Consider the following 22,285-nt stretch of genomic DNA (forward strand, 5'->3'; position numbering starts at 1 on the left):
GTGACCTGATAAATGGATTTAGTTGTCGTGATTCGCAGTAGTATTGTTATCATTAGTTTAATCTTCTCTTGGCCTAGCTTCGCCGATGTCTATACCTGGACTGACGAGCGCGGTGTGACGCATTTTGCCCAAAAGAAACTCAACAAGAATTACAAACTGCTGATGCGCACCGACAACAAGGGAAACCGAGCCAGTTTTGGTAATTGGCAAGATAAACCCAGCAAACGTATCCGCATTTATAGAATTAACAAGCAGCTGCGTGATCACTATCACCCGACGATTGTTGATGTCGCGCAGCGCCACCGCTTAGAACCCGCATTCTTGCACGCAGTGATCAGCGCAGAGTCTGGTTACAACCCACAAGCTATTTCGCGTGCCGGCGCAGTAGGCATGATGCAACTTATGCCGGGCACCGCCAAAATGCTTGGCGTAACAGACAGCTATGACGTGTTACAAAACATGGAAGGCGGTGCTAAATACCTCAGCGGCTTGCTCAATAAGTTCAACAACAAACGCTTAGCGCTGGCCGCGTACAACGCTGGCCCTGGAGCCGTGCGTAAGTACAATAATCAAATCCCGCCCTATAAAGAAACCCAAAACTACGTTAAAAAAGTAATGGGTTACTATCAAAGCTACCGTTTACAGATGTAACCTGGCAGCGGATCCACGATAAACTGGCCTTTGCTACTTCATTTCCAGCGCCAGTGTCTTTATTATGGGCAGCTAATTACTCAATTTTCAGTTAAACCGTCAACGGAGATGTATTAAACATGGCAAGTTTTTCTTTGGCCTTCGGCACCGCAACCAAAAATAACAGCGGCAAGATTATCGAAGCTTATTTTCCAAACCCTGTGCTAGCGCCAAGTGATGAGTTAACTCAAGCGTTAGCGAGCCAAGTAGATTACCAAGGCGGCAATGAGTTTTTTGAAGTAGCAGCAAGCCAAACAGCGGCGATTGCAGCAGCGTTTGAGCAAGCTGGCGATGAAGTCAACGCTCAATTCGCAAAACTAGCCGCAGATTCAGAGCAACCGCTTGTATTAGTCCTACTGGCAAGCGATGAGAAGCCGGCTTCTGTTGCAGAAGGCTTCCTTAAATTGCAACTTATCTCGCACCGTAAAGTAAAACCTCACGGTCTAGTACTTGATGGCATCTTTGGCTTGTTGCATAACATCGCATGGACCAGTGAAGGACCAATCGACCTGCCAGAGCTTACTGAGCGTCAAATGAAAGCGCGCCTTGAAGGCCGTGTGATTTCAGTTAACTGTGTGGATAAATTCCCTAAGATGACTGATTACGTTGTGCCAAGTGGCACGCGTATTGCGCACACTGCACGTGTACGTTTAGGGGCTCACGTAGGTGAAGGCACAACCATTATGCATGAAGGTTTTGTGAACTTTAACGCCGGCACTGAAGGCGTAAGCATGGTCGAAGGTCGTATCTCTGCAGGCGTGATGGTCGGTAACGGCAGCGATATTGGTGGCGGCGCATCTATCATGGGCACCTTAAGTGGCGGCGGCAACGTAGTAGTATCGATTGGTGAAAACAGCCTGTTAGGTGCTAACGCAGGCCTTGGTTTCCCACTGGGCGACCGTTGTACTTTAGAATCTGGCTTGTACGTAACGGCTGGCACTAAAGTCACCATGTTAGACGCACAAGGTAACGACGTTGAAGTGGTTAAAGCCAGAGATTTAGCAGGCAAGAGCGATTTGTTATTCCGTCGCAACTCAGTTTCTGGCCGCATTGAGTGCTTAACAAATAAATCTGCGGTAGAGCTTAACTCAGAGCTGCACGCGAATAACTAAGCGCGCGGCGTCAAAGTGAGCAACGGCGCCCCATGTAGGCGCCGTTTTTGTATCCGCTATTACAAGAGCATCGTCTCACAGCTCCCAGCTGTGCCTCTGACCACTCCCCCCCGTTTGTACCAGGTTATTTCGGCGTAAAAGCCTGTTTCGCTAACGTTAAATAACGCAGTGAAAATACCGCGCTCTGCGAGGGGCACCATGCTTTAGACCACTCAATTTGCTGATACCAATGCGCATTTTCAGCGGGTTCAGCTGCAAAGCTATCCGCTTGCTTGTTCTGCCTAAAACGCTCTAACACTATGCCACTTGGCTGGCCTTGCTCACTGGCACAAGAAAATATCCCATTAAAATACATTTCTCGCTGGGAATGGCTCAACGCACCGGTACCAACACCGTCTTGTAGCCACACTTTTAGCTTGCCTTGTAAACTAATACGCTGCAACAGATGCCGAGCCTTAACCACAGGTAAATGCCCCCCTAGGTAAGCTGAAATATACACAGGTGCCTCAGGCGTCAACTGTTGAAGCTGCTCGTAAGATGCGCTTAAATGCTCAATAAGCAGCTGATTTTTTTGGTAGTCTTGCCAGTGATAATCGTCTATCTCTTCACTTATATACCAACCAGCAAAGGCCGGTGTTTGACTAAAACCTTGCCAGTGCTGAGCTTGCTTAAGGGACAAGGCTCGGTGCTTATTAAGGTAAAAAGGCAAACTCGAAGAAGCTTGTTTAATTTGCTCAAAATAGTTGCTGTCCAGGTACAAGCCTACCATCACCTGAAGACCTGCTTGAGCAGCAAACTCTGCTAGCGTGCTAAGTTGCAGTTCATGAGGCTGCCCGAAGGTGTTGTCACCGTATGCCGTCCATTGCAACACGAGCCCTTTAGCACCGGCTTGCTTCAACGCCTTCATCACACCTTGCCACTGCAGGCGCGTAATCTGCTTGTCTTGCTGCTGAGGCTGATAAAACACCCAGCTTTGCGTTGGCAGTTCATTTGCCAACGCAGTGCAAGCAAACAAATAGCAACTAAAAATCCACTTTACCATGCCAACCTCAAAATCAAACTGACGCCATTATTGCCGTTTAAGTAGGTATCGAATGAATGGTGATACTCTACTTCAACGCTGCTTTTTTGCTTATACGCCATGCGCTCAGTACCACCGCTCCAAAAATTATAAGAAAGGCCTGCTCCAGCTCGTACGTCTTCCCCTAAATTAGAACTAGAAGCTTGCGCCATAATATACGGCCTCAATGAACTTGCTCGTGCCAAAGAGGAAGATACTTTAAAGTGCGGGCCAACACTGTATTTAGCAAGCAAGGCGTAACTGTCATCATGAGTCAAGTAGGATGCGTCTAAATACATATCTTGCTCAAGCCAATAATTATCTTCGCCTGGATGCCAGTCCCCAGAGAACTCGGGATCCGAAATCAAAGATGCCGTGGTACGTAACATTAAGTCACCCACATCTTGATCAAACCGATACATAGGCTCAAAGTAAAAGTTCCAATTAACATCACGAAGCGGTTGATACCTAACACCAAGTGATAACGAATCGACCCCGCCCGGCTTAAAGACAGCGCTATTACTTTCAGCTTGACCAAACACACGGCCATACATGACCCACTCCCCCCATGGGCCGCTTTGCCTTTTATCTAACCAATCCAGCTCTATGTTCCAGTAGTTAGAGTACTTTTTTCTGGCCTCGTTGGCACTTATCACTAAATGACTCGGCACGGCGTTATCACCCGCCCAATAATCTATTCGCAGGGCGTACTGGCGTTGCAACTCAGTATTAAAGCGCTTTAAATGATACAGCTGTTGCTCTGGGTTCTCGCGATCCTGTAAGTAAAAATCTTTGGCATCAATAGCTTGCTCTAAACGTTGCCGCGCTTGCTCGGTTTGCCCTGCAAATTGATGATAATAGGCAAGCTGTTCATAGAGCGGGTAATTATCTGGCGTTTGTACCACTACTTGCTCGAGGTATTTTGCCGCGTTGACATAATCTTGCTGCTGCGCCGCAATTAAACTGAGTCGACTAAGCACTTCTATGTCATTCGGTAACCAAATAAGACTGCGTTCAAGTATTCCTTTTGCTTCATCAGCCTCAGATAAACGGGCAATCGCCAATACGTTTTGTCGTGTTGGATTAATCTGATATGACTTACGCCAAAGCACTAACGCATACGCCGACTGTTGATTTAACTCATACACTTGCGCTTGGAGCGTGAGGTATTGCGCTGTTTCCTCACCGTTCAACGCCTGATATTGCTCTAACCAACGCTGCCCCTGCACTCCTTGCTGCAATACAATCGCGGTATAAGTTGCAGCGAGATAATCTGCTGCTGGCATGGCTTGCTTACTGAGTAGCAACCAACGTTCATAGGCCTTAGAAAAATCGCCATACTTTGCGTCATAGTAAGCTAATTGCGCCGTGCTGGCCCGATCGCTTTGCAAGGCTTCTGCAGCCAAAAAGTAATCGTATGCAAACGGAGAACGTTGTTTTTGATAACAATAAGCTAAGCTCATCAATTGCGAGCGGCGAGGAGACTGTGACATTAAATCTGCGGCAGCTTGGCAACGCCCTTGTTCAGCTAATAGCCCAGCGACTTGAGCTTTAGCTGAAGCCGGCAGATGAGAGCTGGCGGTTTCTATTTTTTGCCAATCTTGCTTGCTCAATTCAGACTCTATCGACCATAGCCGAGCCAACAATTGACTTTTCAGCTTATGCCCCGCTGATATATATGGAAAGTGAGCCATTAACACATGTTTAGCGTCTCGACGCTTACCTTGCTGCAGTAATACATAGCTGTAAGTATTGAGCCTTGTTAACTTGGCCTGACCTTGAGCTTGCTGATATTGCCGCTGTGAAATGACGTACGCTTGAGGCCAATTTTGCTGGGCTAAATAAATATTGAGCAGCTTTTGTTGCTGTTCTGGGCTTGTCGTTTGCTGCAACAGCGCTTGGCGAGCAATGTCGTAGTCATGATGATGCAAAGCGATATTAATGACTTTATTTCGCCATAAGGTTTCGTTTTCCGCAAAGCTTACCTGGTAGTCGTATGCTCGTCGCGCTAAACGCGCACTTTTTTGCGCTAACTCACTGGCCATCCGGATCAGAATTCTTTCTTGTTCGGCATTGGTCATCAACTGTACAACCTGACGCAATGCTCTCGCAGCACCAAGGTCTTCCTGCAGCGCCAAGTCAATAAATGCGAGCTGAATTTGCGCTTCAATATTTTGCTTATAAGGCACTAAACGGCCCGCAGCAGCATTGAGGTCCCCTTGCTCAACTAATATGTTGGACCATAGTAAGTTATCATGCACCGTTAACTCACCGAGGGACTCTAGGCGTTGCAGACTGCGAATCGCATTTTGCTGATCGTCTCGCGCTACATATGCCTCAAGTAGCGCCCGCTCAATTTCTATCCCGGCATCTGATTGTGAAAACGCAGGCTCTGTTAGTAGCTGAGCTACCGCGCTTAAACGTCCAGTACTGAGCAACGCATAAGCATAACTTAAGTGCCATGTATAATTATCTGTGTCTATGTGTAAGTATCGACGTCGCAATTCAAACGCCTTGCTTATCTCACCTTTTGCCAGGTGGTAATTGAGCACAGCACTCAATAATCCAGATAGCTCATCCTCATTAAATTTACGGCTATTCAACAATTCAAAACTGCGAGATAGCAAAGCACCTTGGTTGGCATTTAGCGCTGCGATAACCACTGTCAACTGCAGTCGATTCCAAGCAGGATCGTCAAAGTAGGCCTGCCGCTCTTCTACTAGGCTATATGCTTGTTGATATTGCCCTAATTTCAAATACGTCCGCACCAACTCTTTGCTAACAACGGCATTATGAGGCGATACTTTGAGTGCATAATGCCAGTTTTCCATCGCGGCCTTGTAGTCTTCTTGTTCCATTTGTTTATATGCTTTGTCGACATACGGGAACAATAAAAACTGGCGATACTCCGACAACCCTTCACCCGCAGGGAAGCTAGCTTTAGCTAACACCACAACAGGAAAAATAATCGTCAACCAACTTAAAGCTCTAAACACGAAAGCTCCCCCATTGTGCGATGACTTGCGACCATGGCAACTGCCTCTGTTGCTGCAGTGCAATAGCTTGTGATAGAGACTCAGGTGCTATCACCCCTTTGTCTAGTAAGTAATCGGGAAATCTTAGTTCACTTTTCTCAAACCCAATTAACAGCTGATTCATCACCTGCGGCGCAATTTCGCAGGTTTCTGCAAGCACTTCGGCTAACGGCCATTGCCGAGATAAATACACTTGCCACGCTTGCTCTGTTTGCACTGGCGTTAGGTCCATATTAGCTGGCGGTGCCATCTCTCCATCGAATTGGCTGTAGTGGCGCTTTAACAGGTAGCTAACGGCTCCCGGGTTCACCACAATGTAGCGCACCCGTTGTTGCATTTTCCTTGCGATTGCCGCGAGGCTCACCGGTGATAAATACTGCTCACTGGCCAGCACTATGGTGGCGTCTTTATCTTTCAGTAAAGGGAATACACCATATCGCCAGGCTAAGCCTTTGGACAATGTTGGGAATAATGACTCATCAAGTTTCGTTATTGCCACGGCTTGATAACTCACCCCAGCTTGCTCAGCAACAGCGCGTCCTATAGCCTCTGGCGTTAATATATTTTGCTGTAATAAATAACGTCCTAATCGTTGACCTATCGGTTTCATTTTTAACGCCTGCGCTAAATCTTGTTCCGATAAGGCACCTTGATCCAACAAAATTTCCCCTAGAGGCCGACGGGTTGAGCGCTCTTCGCCTATATGCGGAAAATCATGGCTGGTTTTGTCCCAAGCCACCCTTCTGGCATCGCCCATTTCAAGCACTTGTCGCAGCGCCCTGACATTGGCAAAGAAATTAATCACGTTACCCCATATCATTCGCGGCAATGATAAAAATCCTTGGGCAAAGCCATAATAAGCACTGACAAAAATAAACCGCTGGCACATTCGATTAAGCAGCAAAGCACCATTTATGATTAGCAGCAAAGCAAGCCACTTTTCATCGCCGTAGATGGATAAAAAGTAATAGGGATCATCAACAAGGTGTTGGATCAACCAAAGTAAACCAAGCTGGGTGAAAATCAACACAGCGACAAAGCCAACCAAGTTGGTTAAACCGCCTTTGCGATCGCGCCACAAAAAGTAGTTTAATTTTTTGTTACTGCTCCAAGAGTGGTTTTTAAAACCCTGAAATACAATGCCAATGATCCAGCGAGATTTTTGCCTCACCGCGGTATGAAAGGTATCGGGAAAGTACTCTCGAATACATATTACACTGCTCTGTTTTAAGCTTTTGCCCGACAGGCTGACGTGCTGGCGTTGATGATCTTGGGTGACCACAGGAAAGCGGACAAATATCTCTTCCATGCCATGTTGCTGCAAGCGAATACCTATGTCGTAATCTTCCGTCAAACTCTGCACGTCAAACGCAATACCGTCCCCTTCTTTGATCAATAACTCAACCGCGCGGCGACTAAAGCACGTGCCTACGCCTGCGCTCGGTACTTGTCCCACCAAAGCCTCACGGATCGGCACGTCTTTACCATGTAACTCAGCAAATTCATCTAAGTAATGGCCACTGGTAAAATCTGTCCAGCGTCGCGCAAATGGATACACAGGCAACTGGATCAAGTCTTTGCGCGCGACTAAGTGATTAAAAAGCCTAAGCTCCATCGCGCTTAAAACGTCCTCTGCGTCGTGCAGAATAAAACCCGCGAAAGCAAAGTTGGCTTGTTGTTCAAACTGAAAAATGGCGGCGATAACGTTATTTAAACAGTCCGCTTTGCTGGTTGGCCCAGGTTTAGCGCACACCACTTTATGCACATTCGGAAAACGCGCACAGACTTCGTCAACCTCGGCTTGGGTCTCAGGATCATTGGGGTAGGTACCCACAAAAATATGATAATTCTCATAATCGAGGGTGGTTGCAGCCAATTCGGCCATTGGCCCAACCACGCCGTGCTCTTGCCACGCAGGTACCATGATGGCAAACGCTTGTTCGTCTGCTTGCTGCAAGTCTTGATAATGGGTTTCAGGGTGCTTGCGATAAACAAACAGCTTACGATAAACAAAACGGAGCCAATAACAAATATCGATGAATAAATCATCGATACCGCTGATCAATAAGATAATCGCAAGTATGTAAACCGTGTATTTTAAAGCAAAGAGGTAACTGGATAAGACGTCTATCCAAAACATCAGGCCACCTGTCAGTAAACAAGAGAGTTATGAATAGGTTAGCACAGCAAAGTAGAGAAAACAGAGAAGGCTTACATACGAATACAGTGAAAATTAACCACGCGCGAGCCGTCAAAAAAACAATTAACACAAAGGTGTTACCTTGCTGCAGCGATGGTGCGCGCCGTCAGCAAGGTGGAGCTGGGTGAGACTAATGGCTTAAACTCGGATCCCAGTCTTTCCATACCACTTCATAGCCCAAATCTTTGACCATATTGGCCACCGAAGCAGGGCTGCGATCATCTGATATTTCAAACTGCTCTAGCGCTTTTTCAGCCTGCTCAGCATAACCGCCCGGCTGCGTGCTCGAGCCTGCACTCATCGTCGTGATACCCAGAGGCAAGACGTGGTTACGAAAATGCTCTGATTCGCGCGTCGACAGTGATAGCTCAACCTCAGGGTTAAATAAGCGATAGGCACAAATAAGCTGCACTAGCTGTTTATCTGTCATCACGGATTTAGGTTGAAAGCCGCCTTCACAAGGTCGTAGCCTCGGAAAAGAAATGGTGTATTTAGTTTGCCAATATTGCTTTTCGAGGTACGCCAAGTGCGAAGCCACAAAAAAACAATCAGTGCGCCATTCTTCCAACCCGATTAAGCTGCCGATGCCGATTTTATGCACGCCAGCACGCCCAAGACGATCGGCAGTATCAAGGCGATACCAAAAGTCAGACTTTTTGCCTTTTAAGTGATGCTCTGCGTACGTCACAGGATTGTAGGTTTCTTGATACACCAACACTGCATCTAAACCGAGCTCAATCAGCTCTTGGTATTCATCCTGTTCAAGTGGCTGCACTTCAATCGTAATATGAGAGAAATACTGCCTGATAAGCGGGAACGCTTGGCGAAAATATGCCATGCCCACTTTGCGCTCAGACTCGCCGGTGACCAATAAAATATGGTCAAAGCCCATCTTTTTGATCGCTTTAAGCTCTGCTTCAAGCTGTTCCATGTCTAAAGTGGTACGGCGAATTTTGTTGCCCATTGAAAAGCCACAATAGGTGCAAATATTGCTGCACATATTGGACAAATACAACGGAATATAAAACTGCATGGTTTTACCAAAACGTTGCTGGGTTAAACGCATCGACTTTTGCGCCATTTGTTCTAAGTAAGGTTCAGCAGCAGGCGAAATCAATGCTTTAAAATCTTCTGTCGTCAACCGTGATTTACTCAGTGCTCGCTCAACATCGGTGGCCGTTTTGCTGTAAATGGACATGCGTACATCGTCCCAGTTTAACGCCTTTAACTGCTCGGCGAAGCTCATGCGCCCTCCAAAAATGCCGTCAGTGGGCTTGACGCCACCGCTTGTTGCTCTTGCCCTGCTAAACCCGCCTCATACGCCTGACGTCCTGCCGCGACTGCTTGAGCAAACGCTTGACTCATTGCCACCGGATTACCCGCAACCGCAATGGCGGTATTGACTAATACCGCGTCCGCGCCCATTTCCATCGCCAGCGCCGCGTGTGAAGGGCTGCCTATTCCAGCGTCAACTACCACAGGTACATTAGCCTGCTCAATGATGATTTCCAAAAAGTCTAACGTGCGAATGCCCTTGTTCGAGCCTATGGGGGCGCCTAATGGCATCACCGCAGCGCAACCTACTTGCTCTAAACGCTTACACAAAACGGGGTCAGCATGAACATAAGGCAACACGATAAACCCTTCGCGAGCAAGCTCTTCTGCTGCCGCTAAGGTTTCGATAGGGTCCGGTAGTAAGTACTTAGGATCTGGGTGTATTTCAAGCTTAACCCAGTTTGTTTGCAACGCTTCTCGGGCCAATTGCGCCGCAAAGACGGCTTCTTTTGCGGTGCGCGCACCAGAAGTGTTCGGCAATAAGTTCATGCCATTGGCAATCAATGGCGCCAAAATATCATCGTCGCGATTTTGCATATCTACGCGCTTAAGGGCCATGGTCACAAGTTCTGAGCCAGAGGCGGCCAAAGCGTCCACCATACTTTGCTGGTTCGGAAACTTACCCGTGCCGGTGAACAAGCGAGATTTAAATGTTTTATCACCTATGGTCAGCATAGCTTAGCCCCCTGCAATGGCTTGAAATAACGAAATTTCGTCGCCGTGATTGATGATATGAGCTGGCCACTCGCTGCGAGCAATAATGGCTTGATTCACCGCCAGAGCAACACCTTGCTCTGCGTTACCGATTTCAACTAACAATTGCGCAATATTGGTATTGGCGGCAATATGGCGCACTTCGCCGTTGATGCTGATTTTAATTTGTTCCATGACCACTGCATACCGGACACGCCGGATCTTTTGATATGTTAAAGGTTTGCCAGTTTAAGCTGACGCCATCAAACAGTTTTAACTGGTTCTTGATACCACTGGGCAAACCCACTAAATATTTAATGGCTTCCAACGCTTGTAAGCTGCCTATGGTACCAACTATAGGCCCAAGTACGCCTGAGTTAGCGCAATTTAATGCCTGTTCTTCGGTAGAAGGAAATAAGCAATGGTAACAAGCGCTGTCGGGTTGAGAGAAATCAAACATCATCAGTTGACCTTCTAATCGGATCCCGGCCCCCACAATTAAAGGTGTACTTTGACGGTGGCAGACTTGGCTTACAAGGTGGCGTGATTCGAGGTTATCGGTGCAATCTAACACCACATCCGCTAGCCCCACTTCCATTCCCAACTGCATCGCTGACATTTTCTTTTTTATTCCCCGAATACGAACTTCCGGGTTAAGCTCGCTCAACCTAGCTTTCGCGGCGTCCACTTTATGTAAGCCAACTTGACTAGTGTCATAACAAACCTGTCGCTGTAAGTTGCTCACGTCCAGCTCATCAAAGTCTGCTAATACTAGGTTGCCAACACCGGCGGCGGCCAAATATAAGGCCACAGGCGATCCTAAACCGCCCATGCCAATCACTAGCACAGTGGCAGCTTTCAGTTTTAACTGGCCGGTTTCACTGACTTTATCCAGCAATAAATGGCGACTGTAGCGCAACGTTTCCGCGTCGGTCAGCATAGTTAACTCGCCATTATCTCATTAAACGCAGTAACCACTGCTTGCGGATCATCCGCTAAGGTAATGGCCGTGACCACGGCAATACTGCCAACGCCTGCTTGCCATACAGCTGGCGCACGCTCAAGGTTAATACCACCAATCGCCACGGTCGGCATTTCGGGAACAAGAGCCGCGTATTTAGCGAGCCGTTCTAAGCCTTGTGGGCGTGAAGGCATGTCTTTTGTTTGAGTCGGGAAAATATGGCCTAGCGCAATGTAACTGGGGCGGATTTTCTTCGCTCTTAGCATTTCATAGTAACCGTGGGTACTGATGCCTAAACGTAGGCCAGCGCGGCTAATTTGCGGCAATACGGCATCGTTAATGTCTTCTTGGCCTAAATGCACCCCATAAGCACCATGCTTTACAGCCAACTGCCAGTAATCATTAATAAACAATCGCGCTTGGTATTTTTTACCCAAGGCAATGGCGTCAATAATATCTTGCTCCACCTCGGCTTCAGGCTGATCTTTAATGCGCAATTGCAAAGTGGTAATGCCCATATCCAGCAGCTTTTGACACCATTGCACACTATCCACCACGGGATACAAACCTAATTGCAGCGTGTCACAGCTTGCAAAGCCTTCGCCTTCTTCGAGCTCACCTTGAAGGTTGAGCAAACGGCCAAGCTCTGAGCCCGGCAAAATCACTTCAGGGAAATCTTGCGGATTCTCAGGCCAACCTAAGTGAGCCACGGGGCCAGGCCCTTGCCCTTTACCTGTTGCCGCTTTTAAGCCTTGATTCAAATACGCTTTTGCGAGTACTAGCGCATCTTCTATTGGAAAGTCTTGAGCCAGTGCAGTGGCAATAGCCGAAGACAAACTGCAACCTGTGCCGTGTTTATGGTCGCTATCAATACGCGGCGAACCTAGAACGATCTCGCGTTCACCATCGGTCCAAAAGTCCATGCATAAGTCGTCCACCAGCTCCAGGTGCCCGCCTTTGATCAATACGCTGCGACAGCCTTTATCAAGCAACACTTTGGCGCTGCGACGAATATCATGACTGGAAGTGATCACTACTTGTGTGAACTCTTCTAGTTCATCCGCATTCGGCGTCAGCAAGTCTATGTAAGGTAAGAGTTGATTAATGACCGCGTCTTGCAAGCCATTATCGGCCATGCTCTGACCACTCGAAGCCACCGCGATAGGGTCATAAATCACGTAAGGCTTGTTACCCGACTCACTCATACCTTGTAAAAATTCAGTCAAGATATTTACGTGACTTACCGTAGACAATAAGCCCACTTTGATAATTTTCGCCGGCATGTCTTGGGCTAAGACTTGTAACTGGCTCAAAAACATTTCATCCGACACTGCTTCCACCAGCTTCACAGCCACCGAATTTTGCGCCGTTACTGCGCTTATCACGCTACAGCCATAGCCGCCTAACGCGGCAATGGTATGTAAATCAGCCTGAATGCCCGCACCGCCGCCCGAGTCACTGCCTGCGATGGTCCACACGATCGGAGTATCTTTCATTGCTTATCGTCCTAGTCTTGCTCACCTTAATGCCGCAGGCGCAAGCCTGCGGCTGGCTTTTTTATACTTGCGGCTGATAAATTTCAGCGCCTTTTTCTTTAAACTCTTCTGACTTTTGTTTCATACCCTCTTCCGGCGACACTGTCACTACTTCATCCAGCAATTTCACCTGAATTTCACCGGCTTCTAATTTAGCGGCATAGTTACGCACGTCTTGGGTAATCTTCATCGAGCAGAATTTTGGACCACACATCGAACAGAAGTGAGCCACTTTGCCAGATTCTTGCGGTAGGGTCTCGTCATGGAACTCTCGAGCCGTATCTGGATCTAGACCCAGATTAAATTGATCTTCCCAGCGGAATTCAAAACGGGCTTTAGATAAAGCATTGTCGCGAATTTGCGCACCAGGGTGACCTTTCGCCAGATCGGCAGCATGAGCAGCCAGTTTATACGTCACCAAACCTGTCTTCACGTCGTCTTTATTTGGTAAGCCTAAGTGCTCTTTGGGCGTCACGTAACACAGCATGGCACAGCCATACCAACCAATTTGCGCCGCGCCAATACCAGAAGTGATATGGTCATAACCTGGCGCGATGTCAGTTGTTAGAGGGCCTAAAGTGTAGAAAGGTGCTTCATGACACTTCTCTAGTTGCTCTTCCATGTTCTCTTTGATCATTTGCATTGGCACGTGACCAGGGCCTTCAATCATCACCTGAACATCGTATTCCCAAGCAATCTTCGTTAGCTCACCTAAGGTTTTAAGTTCAGAGAACTGCGCTTCATCATTGGCATCAGCTACCGAGCCAGGGCGCAAGCCATCACCAAGTGATAAGGCAACGTCATACTGGGCACAAATTTCACAAATTTCACGGAAGTTTTCGTAAGCGAAGTTTTCTTTGTGGTATGTCAAACACCATTTGGCCATGATTGAACCACCTCGAGAAACGATACCCGTGAGACGTTTCGCCGTCATAGGTACGTAACGCAATAATACACCGGCGTGAATAGTGAAGTAGTCCACCCCTTGCTCGGCTTGTTCAATCAAGGTATCGCGGAAAATTTCCCAATTTAAGTCTTCCGCCACCCCATTCACTTTTTCCAGCGCTTGGTAAATAGGCACGGTACCAATTGGCACCGGTGAGTTACGCAAAATCCACTCGCGGGTTTCATGAATGTAACGGCCGGTAGATAAATCCATGACCGTATCGCCGCCCCAGCGGGTAGACCAAACTAATTTTTCTACTTCTTCTTCAATTGAAGAAGAAACCGATGAGTTACCAATATTTGAGTTAACCTTTACCAAGAAGTTACGGCCAATCACCATAGGCTCTGATTCTGGGTGGTTGATATTCGAAGGGATAATCGCGCGGCCTTCAGCCACTTCTTTTCGAACAAACTCAGGCGTAATGTTTTCTGGCAGGTTGGCGCCAAAGTTTTCACCTGGGTGTTGGAATTTCAGTAAATCACTGCGCACACGCTCACGGCCCATGTTTTCACGAATCGCGATGTACTCCATCTCTGGCGTGATAATGCCTTGGCGAGCGTAGTGCATTTGTGTCACGTTTTGACCTGGCTTAGCGCGTAGCGGTTTTGGCAAATGCTCAAAACGAATATGATCTAAACCTTCATCGGCCATGCGTTGCTGGCTGAACTGCGAGGTTAAACCTTCAAGTTCTTCGGTATCCGAGCGGTCTAAGATCCATTGCTGACGCAACTTAGGTAAGCCTTTGTGCACGTCGATAGACACATTAGGGTCGGTGTATGGGCCAGAAGCGTCATACACTGGAATGGGCTCATTGGGTTCAAATTGTGGGTTTTCTTCAGTACCACCGATAAAGGTATCAGCTTGATGAATTTGGCGCATTGCCACTTTCACACCCGGCAATTCACCTTCAATAAAAATCTTTTCTGAGTTAGGGAACGACTCGTTACCTAAATTTTGAATGTATTCTTGCGCGGCTTTGCGCGCTTCTCTTCTGCTGATAGCCATAAGCAATCTTCACCTTGATTCCAATGTAAGTGTGACGAATGCTTGTCGAGAGGTGGAGGAGTAAACCTTTGATTATTTTTAACCTTTTAAGATTTAGCCTTGTTCCCTTCGTAGGTCTTAACCCAATCAGGTTCCACGGATCCTGCAACTGCAGTCTCAGCCTAGGTAAAACTTAATTCACCCTAGCGCTCCGACAAGATGCAGCCAGTATAATCAAGCAAGCAAATAAACAAAAGCAATGAATCAATTTTGCACGATTCTGCTAAAAGTACGCCCAAAAAACGCATTCACCACCATCACGTCACTGTCAGCAGCGATTATAATGAGTAATACGCAAGGCACTAAAAGGTGATGAACTGTGGTCAGGATGAAGCAAGAGTGTGATAAACCGTGACTAAAGCGCTCTCACGTATCGAGTCTCCCTGTATTCGACATTGCTGTTTAAACCAGCAAGATGTCTGCATGGGCTGTTTTCGTACGTTAGCAGAAATTTTGGCGTGGCATCAGTCCAGCAATGATGAGCGCCTAACGATACTCAGCAACGCCAAACTAAGAGCAGAGCAAAAAGCTCAAGCAAGGTTCGCCACGACTAACGCAAACAAACAAGAATAAACGAAACTGGCCAACGCGGTTTGCTTTAGCGCTGCGTTCAAACGCTCACCGTCCTTAGTAATCGTCAAGGAGTGGGCTGCTTGGAGCAAAGGAATTAACGCCACTAAAAAGCTGTAGTGCCACCACTGAAAAGGCCACTGCTGTAAATACAAGGTGCTACTGCCTACTGCGGCAAACAATAATGCATACTGATATTTGCAAGCGTTATTGCGACCAAGCTTTAGCGCCAGCGTCATTTTTCCGGCTTGTTTATCGGTTACCATGTCACGGGTATTATTAATATTGAGCACCGCGGTGGCTAAGCAACCACAGCCTATCGCAGGCAACAGCAAAAGCCACTGTAAGAACTGGCCATACAAATAAAAGCTTCCCAATACCGCTACGAGCCCAAAAAAGATAAAGACTGAGATATCACCGTAACCGCGATACCCATAAGGCGTTTTGCCCATGGTATAAGTAACGGCCGCTAGCATGGCCACTGCCCCTAGTAATACAAACCCGAGCAAACTCCACCAATTGCTGGCAAAGGCCACATACAACAATAGCAAACCTGAAATAATGGTTAATACTGAGGTAAACCCAATGGCTTGTTGCATTTGTTTAGCGGTGACTAATCCCGCTTGCATCACGCGCTGCGGACCTATGCGCGCTTCATTGTCTGCGCCAGTCACCGCGTCACCATAATCATTCGCCAGATTAGAAATCACTTGCAGTAAAATAGCGGTAGTGAGACACAAGGTTAAAATTAAACCGTCAAACACGCCATGTTGAAAAGCCAACCCCGCCGCTAATAAAATTGCACCGCAAGCTAAGGGCAGCGTGCGGGGGCGGATAGCAGGAAGCCAAACGGCAACAAAACGTGAGCGACTCATGACAATATTTGACCTAAAATTCTTGGTAGGCTGCATTTTCGCTAACTTTCAGTTAAATTAGCAAGCCTTAAAATCAACAACTTGAAATGGCATTAAGTGTAGGTGAGCGATTGTTACAAACAGCTAAATTTTTTCTTTTCGCCTTTAGCAGCGCAAGATAATCCATGGAAATACTGGACGATTTAAAGGCGATACTGCGCCAACTGCCTGCAAGCGATGAAACTCTCATGAGCTGGCACTTTCCTATAAAGGAAAATAACCTACTGGCTTGGTTACACGCACAAACCGAGTTTCCACAGCTTTATTTCAGTGATAAAGACGACCAAGCCGAAACCGCGATTTTGGGCTGCGCTTGGCAAACTAACAGCGCAGAGATCCCGCCGGAGCTCAAAGACGTCACTTTATACGGTGGCCAAGGGTTTGACTTGCGCAGCCAGTGGCCTGAATTTGGTCATTGCCGTTTTATTTTGCCTCGGCTTAAGCTCACCCGCCAAGGCAAACACGTCGTATTAACGTGTTACCTATGTACCCTGTCTCAAGACCTGGCCACGGAAATTTCAGATTGCTTAACCTTACTGGAAAAGCTACAACAAAAAACACCGCTACACTGGCAACCACCTGGCATTGCATCGCGTACCGACAGTCCCAGTTTTGAACAATGGCAACAACAGGTAAACACGGTTTGCAGCCCAGCATTTCAGCAACATACTGCTAAAGTGGTGCTATCACGTAGTACCGAGCTGGTGTGTCATCATCAAGTCGACCCGTTTTTATTACTTGCACGATGGCAAACCTTAAACGCTAACTGTTTTCAATTTCTATTTCGGTGGCACGACGGCCCGGCTTTTATTGGTTGTACGCCAGAACGATTATATTTACGCAGCGGCGCGCGCCTAACCACCGAGGCGCTTGCCGGAACAATGGCCCGAGGCCAGTCATCTCAAGAAGACGAAACCATTAGCCAAGATTTACTTCATGATCCCAAAATACACCGTGAAAACCAGTTGGTGCTTGATGATATCTTGCATCACCTAAAAAGCGTCAGCTTAGACGTGGGGATCGACAAAATTGGGGTCTTAAAGCTCAATCATATTTTGCATCTCAAGCAACGCATTCACGCTTACTTAAAGCCGGAAGTAGAAGACCAACATTTACTCAATGCTCTACACCCAACTCCCGCAGTCGGTGGCACACCACGTCAAGCCGCGCTGGACTTTATTGCGGAACAAGAACCCTATTCAAGAGGCTGGTATGCTGGCGCTATTGGTATGTTAAGCCGTAAGCAAAGCCACTTTGCTGTCGCCATTCGTAGCGCGTTAGTGGCAGGTAATACAGTACAACTGTTTGCTGGAGCAGGCATAGTGAAAGGCTCACAGCCGGCTGAAGAATGGCAAGAGTTAAATAACAAAATTGCCACTGTGTATTCACTATTGGAGCCAACATGGCGTTAATGCAAAGTAATAATATCAATTTAGTCTGGGCACAGTTGATCATTGAAAGTGTGGTACGCGCAGGCGTAAACCATATATTTGTCGCTCCGGGTTCACGCTCAACGCCACTCGCCTTAGCCGCTCATCACCATCCTGCGGTTAGCTTACTGCGCCATTTTGACGAACGCGGTTTAGGTTTTATGGCGCTTGGCTGCGCCAAAGCATCGCAACAAGCCGTCGCGATTATCACTACCTCTGGTACCGCCGTCGCAAACCTGCATCCGGCGGTGATAGAAGCCGAATTAACCCAAGTGCCACTCATCATTTTAACGGCTGACAGGCCCGTCGAGCTGCTGCAATGCGGAGCGAATCAAGCCATTGAGCAAGTGGGCATATTTAGCCCCGCGGTGAAGTTAGATCTCGCGTTGCCGACAGCAGACAAAGCGATAGACGCACACTTTGTATTAAGCCGCTGTGCCCACCTTCTTGCCAAGCAACAAGCTCAGCCACAACCAGTGCATATTAACTGCCCATTTCGAGAGCCGTTTTACCCAGCCAACTTCGAGGCAGAGCCCACGCTCGACTTTAACCTTGAACATGCACTGAGCAATTGGCTTGAGCAAGATAATGTTCATCAAAGCTTTGGCAAAAGGTCAACCCATAGCGAAGCCATGTTGGGCTGGGATAAGCTGCAACAAGGCAAAGGGCTGATCATTGTAGGCCAACTTGACGCGGGCAATGAACAAGTCAACGCCATCGCCGATTGGGCACAACAGCTTAATTGGCCTTTATTATTGGATATTCAATCCAGCGGTAAAGGCCATATCCATAGCTTGCATTATTACGATGCCTGCTTACAGCAAACGGCCTTTGCTGAGCAACTGAACCAAGCAGAAGTGGTGATTCAATTTGGAGCTCGACTAGTATCTAAACGCCTTAGTCAGTGGCTTAACCATTATCAAGGCCAATATCACCAAGTACATATACTGGCCCCTCACGCCACTGATGTCAGTCAACGCGCGCTTGACCCTTGGCATCGCAGCGCAGTGCACCACATAGCTTATTTGTCAGAGTGGCTCAACGCTCACGCCGTCAGCGTGATCCATCCGCATTCAGATTGGTTAGCACGATTGCGCCATGCAGATAACCAAATGTTGCAAATGGTCACTGATTTTGTCGACCAAAGCAGCCACGCCTGCGCGATTTCAGAACTCTCGGTTTGCCATAGCTTGAGCCGCTTAGTCCCCGCCATGAGTAAACTATTTATTGGCAACAGCCTGCCAGTGCGGCTAATGGACATGTTTGGCACGGCCAACAGTCGCCAACCGCAAGTCTTTACCAATCGCGGTGCCAGTGGCATTGATGGCCTGCTAGCCACCAGCGTTGGCATACACCAAGGCAGCCACATGCCATTGACGTTATTGATTGGGGATACGTCATTATTGCACGACCTAAATTCATTGGCCCTGCTCAAAGACTTAACGCAAGCCTTGGTGGTTATCATACTGAACAATGATGGCGGGGCTATTTTTAATTTATTGCCAGTACCTGAAACGGACAATATTCAACAAGACTTATACCAGTTGCCCCATGGTTTAGATTTTGCGAGCGTGGCGAAAATGTTCGCCATTAACTATATGCGACCTCAAAACCAACAAGAGTTTGAACTCGATTATCAGGCGGCTTTAATGAGTCATCAAGCCTGTATCATTGAAATAAATGTGCCTCCAACACAAAGTAGCGAGCATATTCAACAGCTGGCACAACGCGCCCGTGACCTTACTTTATTCTAATTACCGTAAGGCTACGCCGGCCCCTAACACCTCCTCATCGGCTATCCCTCTGGTATTGCTGCACGGCTTGCTCGGCAGGGGCGATGACTGGCAACCTCTGATTCAATCGCTACCTGGACAAGCTTGCCTGACCATAGACCTACCCGGTCACGGCAACAGCCCGTTTCGCTTACACACTGTGCCTATCAAACCGGGTAAGCGAAAAACCATCAATGAGTTACTTGAGGACGACGACGGCTTTGTGCAAACCGCGCAACTGATAGAGCAAGTATTGGATCAACACGGCATTTCTCAGTGTCACTTGCTGGGGTATTCATTAGGCGGACGTCTTGCGCAATACTTTGCTTGTCATTACCCACACAAGGTCAAGCAGCTCATTATTGAATCGGCTCACCCAGGCCTCACTGAGCACTCTGCCCGCCAGCAGCGGTGGCAACATGATTACCAGTGGGCGCAGAGGTTTGACCAAGAGCCGATCCGCGATGTCTTGGCAAAATGGTACCAACAGCCAGTGTTCAGCGATCTCAGCCAGCCGCAAATGCAAGACTTGATTGCCCGACGCTGTGATAACCGCACCTATGATATTGCAGCGATGCTGTTAGCCACCTCATTAAGTCGGCAAGCAGACCTGAGCCAAGCATTGCGCAAGGCCGCTTTTCCTGTGCATTACCTGTGTGGCGGCCAAGACAAAAAATTTAGCGCGTTGGCAGATTCACTTAGCAAAAGTTCTAACTCGATCACAAAGCACATTTTTCCTGCTTCAGGTCATAACATTCATCGCTTTGAGCCCCTAAAATACAACCAAACCTTGATGCAATTGCTCGCTGCGTATCAATAACTTAACGACTGTTCTTAGTTGTCATTTAAAGCAAGTCAGCTTGATCTGCAGCCGTCTTTAGCATTGTATTTTTATCTTCATCAAGACGAGTTACTAATGACTACAAGCATTAAACCAGGCCAACAATGGCAATCAGCAGAATTGAAATTTGACGATATCCTTTATCACAAAGCCAATGGCATCGCCAAAATCACCATCAATCGTCCTCAAGTGCGCAACGCTTTTCGCCCCAACACGGTGAAAGAGATGATGCAAGCCTTGTCAGATGCCCGTTATGACGATCAAATAGGCGTCATTATTTTAACCGGTCAAGGCGACCTTGCTTTCTGCTCAGGCGGCGACCAAAAGGTACGCGGTGATTCAGGCTACCAAGACGACTCTGGCGTACATCACTTAAATGTTCTGGATTTCCAACGCCAGATCCGCACCTGCCCGAAACCGGTAGTGGCGATGGTCGCAGGTTATGCTGTCGGCGGAGGTCACGTATTGCATATGATGTGTGACCTGACCATTGCGGCTGAAAATGCGCAGTTTGGTCAAACCGGTCCTAAAGTGGGCTCATTTGACGGTGGCTGGGGAGCCAGCTACATGGCACGCATTGTTGGCCAGAAAAAAGCCCGTGAAATCTGGTTTTTATGCCGTATGTATGACGCTCAGGAAGCCTTAGACATGGGCTTAGTCAATACTGTTGTGCCACTGCCCGAGTTAGAAGTAGAAACGGTGCAATGGTGCCAAGAAATGCTGCAAAATAGTCCAATGGCGCTACGCTGCTTGAAAGCGGCACTAAACGCCGACTGTGATGGTCAAGCGGGTCTGCAAGAGCTTGCGGGAAATGCCACCATGCTATTTTACATGACCGAAGAAGGCCAAGAGGGTCGTAATGCTTTTAATGAAAAGCGTCCACCGGACTTTGAAAAATTTGGCCGCAACCCTTAACGTCGATAAAACGCTAGCAATCTAAGGTCTTGTGACGGAAACCGAAATCATAGAGGCTGGAAAATGGCGATACTACGAATAGCTATCGCCGTTGTTACCAAAGTAAGGCACCGGCTGGACAAATAGTTATAGACCCTGGCGCGAAACGTCAGCCTGTATAAAAGGATACAAGATCGCCAACTCACCTTATACCTCCACATCACTCAGTCCTCACTGTCCTTGGCAGCAAATTTGGCTATTCCAATGCCATTGGCCATTACGTCAAAGCATGGCATTTAATGGCCATTCACTCACGAGTAGAGAAGTGGCATATGCGCTGGTAAAAACCGAGCGGCAATATCATCTAGCCGAAATTGCGCCATTACCCGGTTTTAGCCAAGAGACATTAGCACAAAGCGTACGGGCATTTTATCAAGCCTGTACTGGCCTAGTTCCGTCTCTTCCACCGAGTGCGGCATGGGCTTGGGATACATTATCACAACCACCATCACTGACAACGCCAGCTGTTGACGCCGCGTTATTGCATTTGCCTGCAGGGTTATCTCCCGCCGCAATGCATCAATACATTCAACAGCAAGCGGCCCAGATACATCAGAGCCGCTCGATTAAACTCAAAGTAGCTCGCCATCAACCTCACTATGAAGCTTTTGCTTTGGCAGAAATACTTACGATGAATCCGCAACTTTCGATTCGCTGCGACGCCAACCAAGGCTGGCAAGAGCAGCAGTTTATCGAGTTTGCCCAAAGACTCGACCCTGCGCATAAGGCGCAAATAGAATATATTGAAGAGCCTTGCAGCAATCTTCCGGAAGCATTAGCCATCGCCAAACAACAAGGCCTAGTGCTCGCCCTTGATGAACATTTACAAGCCCCCAGTTTCAAGCCATTTTATCACCCCCAACTGGGCGCATTTGTCATCAAACCCAGCCTAGTAGGTAGCCATCAACGCTGTAAGGAGCTGATTGACTTTGCCCATCAACAAGGTTGGCAAGCCAGTTTAAGCTCAAGCTTTGAATCCCCCCTTGGCCTTGCCATGATTGCCGCCATGGCGCAGCGCCTTACGCCAGACCATTCACCGGGCTTAGATACCGCTAAGTATTTCGAGCCAAACACAAAAAGCGATTTACCGCGAAACAATGACTATCAAGCCTGGGTAAAGTGGATCAAACATCTACCTTTGATATGGCATGCGACACAATAAAACGGTGCAAAAAAGAGGCAGCCTTATCTTA

18 protein-coding genes and 1 riboswitch are annotated in these 22,285 nt (G+C 47.7%); of the genes, 8 read left to right on the forward strand and 10 right to left on the reverse strand.

What is annotated here, in order from left to right:
• Positions 1-12 precede the first annotated feature (12 nt).
• Together D1Z90_RS05500 and dapD are read left to right on the forward strand one after the other, a co-directional pair.
• Positions 13-651 carry a transglycosylase SLT domain-containing protein gene (locus tag D1Z90_RS05500; protein WP_119909750.1) on the forward strand — a complete coding sequence of 213 codons (639 nt, stop codon included), beginning with the start codon at positions 13-15 and terminating at the stop codon, positions 649-651.
• 119 nt (positions 652-770) lie between these two features.
• On the forward strand, positions 771-1,802 hold the full coding sequence (gene dapD / locus D1Z90_RS05505; RefSeq protein WP_119909751.1) for a 2,3,4,5-tetrahydropyridine-2,6-dicarboxylate N-succinyltransferase: 1,032 nt from the start codon (positions 771-773) through the stop codon (positions 1,800-1,802).
• A gap of 124 nt (positions 1,803-1,926) precedes the next feature.
• On the opposite strand, the gene D1Z90_RS05510 is transcribed toward dapD, so the two are convergent.
• The 9 genes from D1Z90_RS05510 to thiC all read right to left on the reverse strand — a co-directional run bounded on the left by D1Z90_RS05510 (position 1,927) and on the right by thiC (position 14,572).
• Positions 1,927-2,844 (reverse strand): DUF4434 domain-containing protein, encoded by a 918-nt coding sequence (locus D1Z90_RS05510; protein ID WP_119909752.1) that lies wholly within the window; start codon positions 2,842-2,844, stop codon positions 1,927-1,929.
• On the reverse strand, positions 2,838-5,858 hold the full coding sequence (locus tag D1Z90_RS05515; protein WP_119909753.1) for an NfrA family protein: 3,021 nt from the start codon (positions 5,856-5,858) through the stop codon (positions 2,838-2,840). Before D1Z90_RS05515 ends, D1Z90_RS05510 begins: the two co-directional genes overlap by 7 nt.
• Positions 5,851-8,037, reverse strand: coding sequence for a glycosyl transferase family protein (locus D1Z90_RS05520; RefSeq protein WP_119909754.1), 2,187 nt, complete (start codon positions 8,035-8,037; stop codon positions 5,851-5,853). Before D1Z90_RS05520 ends, D1Z90_RS05515 begins: the two co-directional genes overlap by 8 nt.
• A 190-nt stretch (positions 8,038-8,227) precedes the next feature.
• Positions 8,228-9,343: a 2-iminoacetate synthase ThiH gene (gene thiH / locus D1Z90_RS05525; protein ID WP_119909755.1), complete on the reverse strand. Its 1,116-nt coding sequence runs from the start codon at positions 9,341-9,343 to the stop codon at positions 8,228-8,230.
• Positions 9,340-10,107 carry a thiazole synthase gene (locus D1Z90_RS05530; RefSeq protein WP_119909756.1) on the reverse strand — a complete coding sequence of 256 codons (768 nt, stop codon included), beginning with the start codon at positions 10,105-10,107 and terminating at the stop codon, positions 9,340-9,342. Before D1Z90_RS05530 ends, thiH begins: the two co-directional genes overlap by 4 nt.
• A gap of 3 nt (positions 10,108-10,110) precedes the next feature.
• Positions 10,111-10,320, reverse strand: a complete 210-nt coding sequence (gene thiS, locus D1Z90_RS05535; RefSeq protein WP_119909757.1) for a sulfur carrier protein ThiS — start codon at positions 10,318-10,320, stop codon at positions 10,111-10,113.
• Positions 10,307-11,065: a HesA/MoeB/ThiF family protein gene (locus D1Z90_RS05540; protein WP_119909758.1), complete on the reverse strand. Its 759-nt coding sequence runs from the start codon at positions 11,063-11,065 to the stop codon at positions 10,307-10,309. The genes thiS and D1Z90_RS05540 overlap by 14 nt, the downstream gene beginning before the upstream one ends.
• Positions 11,066-11,067: 2 nt before the next feature.
• Complete coding sequence (gene thiE / locus D1Z90_RS05545) at positions 11,068-12,582, reverse strand: thiamine phosphate synthase (RefSeq protein ID WP_119909759.1); 1,515 nt, start codon at positions 12,580-12,582, stop codon at positions 11,068-11,070.
• Between the two features lie 61 nt (positions 12,583-12,643).
• Positions 12,644-14,572, reverse strand: a complete 1,929-nt coding sequence (thiC, locus tag D1Z90_RS05550) for a phosphomethylpyrimidine synthase ThiC (protein ID WP_119909760.1) — start codon at positions 14,570-14,572, stop codon at positions 12,644-12,646.
• A gap of 86 nt (positions 14,573-14,658) precedes the next feature.
• Positions 14,659-14,775: riboswitch (TPP riboswitch) on the reverse strand.
• 259 nt (positions 14,776-15,034) lie between these two features.
• On the opposite strand from thiC, the gene D1Z90_RS05555 reads away from it, so the two are divergent.
• Positions 15,035-15,184: a DUF1289 domain-containing protein gene (locus D1Z90_RS05555; RefSeq protein WP_438941737.1), complete on the forward strand. Its 150-nt coding sequence runs from the start codon at positions 15,035-15,037 to the stop codon at positions 15,182-15,184.
• On the opposite strand, the gene menA is transcribed toward D1Z90_RS05555, so the two are convergent.
• Positions 15,142-16,056: a 1,4-dihydroxy-2-naphthoate octaprenyltransferase gene (menA, locus tag D1Z90_RS05560; RefSeq protein WP_119909902.1), complete on the reverse strand. Its 915-nt coding sequence runs from the start codon at positions 16,054-16,056 to the stop codon at positions 15,142-15,144. The two genes, D1Z90_RS05555 and menA, sit on opposite strands and share 43 nt — an antisense overlap.
• A 164-nt stretch (positions 16,057-16,220) precedes the next feature.
• Here menA and D1Z90_RS05565 point away from each other — a divergent pair, with 164 nt between their 5' ends.
• The 5 genes from D1Z90_RS05565 (at position 16,221) to menC (ending at position 22,254) form a co-directional block, all read left to right on the forward strand.
• Positions 16,221-17,507: an isochorismate synthase gene (locus D1Z90_RS05565; protein ID WP_119909762.1), complete on the forward strand. Its 1,287-nt coding sequence runs from the start codon at positions 16,221-16,223 to the stop codon at positions 17,505-17,507.
• Complete coding sequence (gene menD / locus D1Z90_RS05570; RefSeq protein WP_119909763.1) at positions 17,498-19,279, forward strand: 2-succinyl-5-enolpyruvyl-6-hydroxy-3-cyclohexene-1-carboxylic-acid synthase; 1,782 nt, start codon at positions 17,498-17,500, stop codon at positions 19,277-19,279. The genes D1Z90_RS05565 and menD overlap by 10 nt, the downstream gene beginning before the upstream one ends.
• Positions 19,260-20,117 carry a 2-succinyl-6-hydroxy-2,4-cyclohexadiene-1-carboxylate synthase gene (menH, locus tag D1Z90_RS05575; protein WP_198419057.1) on the forward strand — a complete coding sequence of 286 codons (858 nt, stop codon included), beginning with the start codon at positions 19,260-19,262 and terminating at the stop codon, positions 20,115-20,117. The genes menD and menH overlap by 20 nt, the downstream gene beginning before the upstream one ends.
• A 96-nt stretch (positions 20,118-20,213) precedes the next feature.
• Complete coding sequence (gene menB, locus D1Z90_RS05580) at positions 20,214-21,053, forward strand: 1,4-dihydroxy-2-naphthoyl-CoA synthase (protein WP_119909903.1); 840 nt, start codon at positions 20,214-20,216, stop codon at positions 21,051-21,053.
• 229 nt (positions 21,054-21,282) lie between these two features.
• A complete protein-coding gene (gene menC / locus D1Z90_RS05585; protein ID WP_269777030.1) occupies positions 21,283-22,254 on the forward strand; it encodes an o-succinylbenzoate synthase in 972 nt (323 codons plus the stop codon).
• Positions 22,255-22,285: the final 31 nt, after the last annotated feature.

Origin of the sequence: Motilimonas pumila (assembly GCF_003596335.1) — a bacterium.
GTDB classification, from domain to species: Bacteria; Pseudomonadota; Gammaproteobacteria; order Enterobacterales; family CBDFNC01; genus Motilimonas; species Motilimonas pumila.

Coding starts and splice junctions, on each gene's coding strand:
- D1Z90_RS05500 (WP_119909750.1), top strand. CDS start 13: ATGGATTTAGTTGTCGTGATTCGCAGTAGTATTGTTATCATTAGTTTA.
- dapD (WP_119909751.1), top strand. CDS start 771: ATGGCAAGTTTTTCTTTGGCCTTCGGCACCGCAACCAAAAATAACAGC.
- D1Z90_RS05510 (WP_119909752.1), bottom strand. CDS start 2,844: ATGGTAAAGTGGATTTTTAGTTGCTATTTGTTTGCTTGCACTGCGTTG.
- D1Z90_RS05520 (WP_119909754.1), bottom strand. CDS start 8,037: ATGTTTTGGATAGACGTCTTATCCAGTTACCTCTTTGCTTTAAAATAC.
- thiH (WP_119909755.1), bottom strand. CDS start 9,343: ATGAGCTTCGCCGAGCAGTTAAAGGCGTTAAACTGGGACGATGTACGC.
- D1Z90_RS05530 (WP_119909756.1), bottom strand. CDS start 10,107: ATGCTGACCATAGGTGATAAAACATTTAAATCTCGCTTGTTCACCGGC.
- thiS (WP_119909757.1), bottom strand. CDS start 10,320: ATGGAACAAATTAAAATCAGCATCAACGGCGAAGTGCGCCATATTGCC.
- D1Z90_RS05540 (WP_119909758.1), bottom strand. CDS start 11,065: ATGCTGACCGACGCGGAAACGTTGCGCTACAGTCGCCATTTATTGCTG.
- thiE (WP_119909759.1), bottom strand. CDS start 12,582: ATGAAAGATACTCCGATCGTGTGGACCATCGCAGGCAGTGACTCGGGC.
- thiC (WP_119909760.1), bottom strand. CDS start 14,572: ATGGCTATCAGCAGAAGAGAAGCGCGCAAAGCCGCGCAAGAATACATT.
- D1Z90_RS05555 (WP_438941737.1), top strand. CDS start 15,035: ATGGGCTGTTTTCGTACGTTAGCAGAAATTTTGGCGTGGCATCAGTCC.
- menA (WP_119909902.1), bottom strand. CDS start 16,056: ATGAGTCGCTCACGTTTTGTTGCCGTTTGGCTTCCTGCTATCCGCCCC.
- D1Z90_RS05565 (WP_119909762.1), top strand. CDS start 16,221: ATGGAAATACTGGACGATTTAAAGGCGATACTGCGCCAACTGCCTGCA.
- menD (WP_119909763.1), top strand. CDS start 17,498: ATGGCGTTAATGCAAAGTAATAATATCAATTTAGTCTGGGCACAGTTG.
- menB (WP_119909903.1), top strand. CDS start 20,214: ATGACTACAAGCATTAAACCAGGCCAACAATGGCAATCAGCAGAATTG.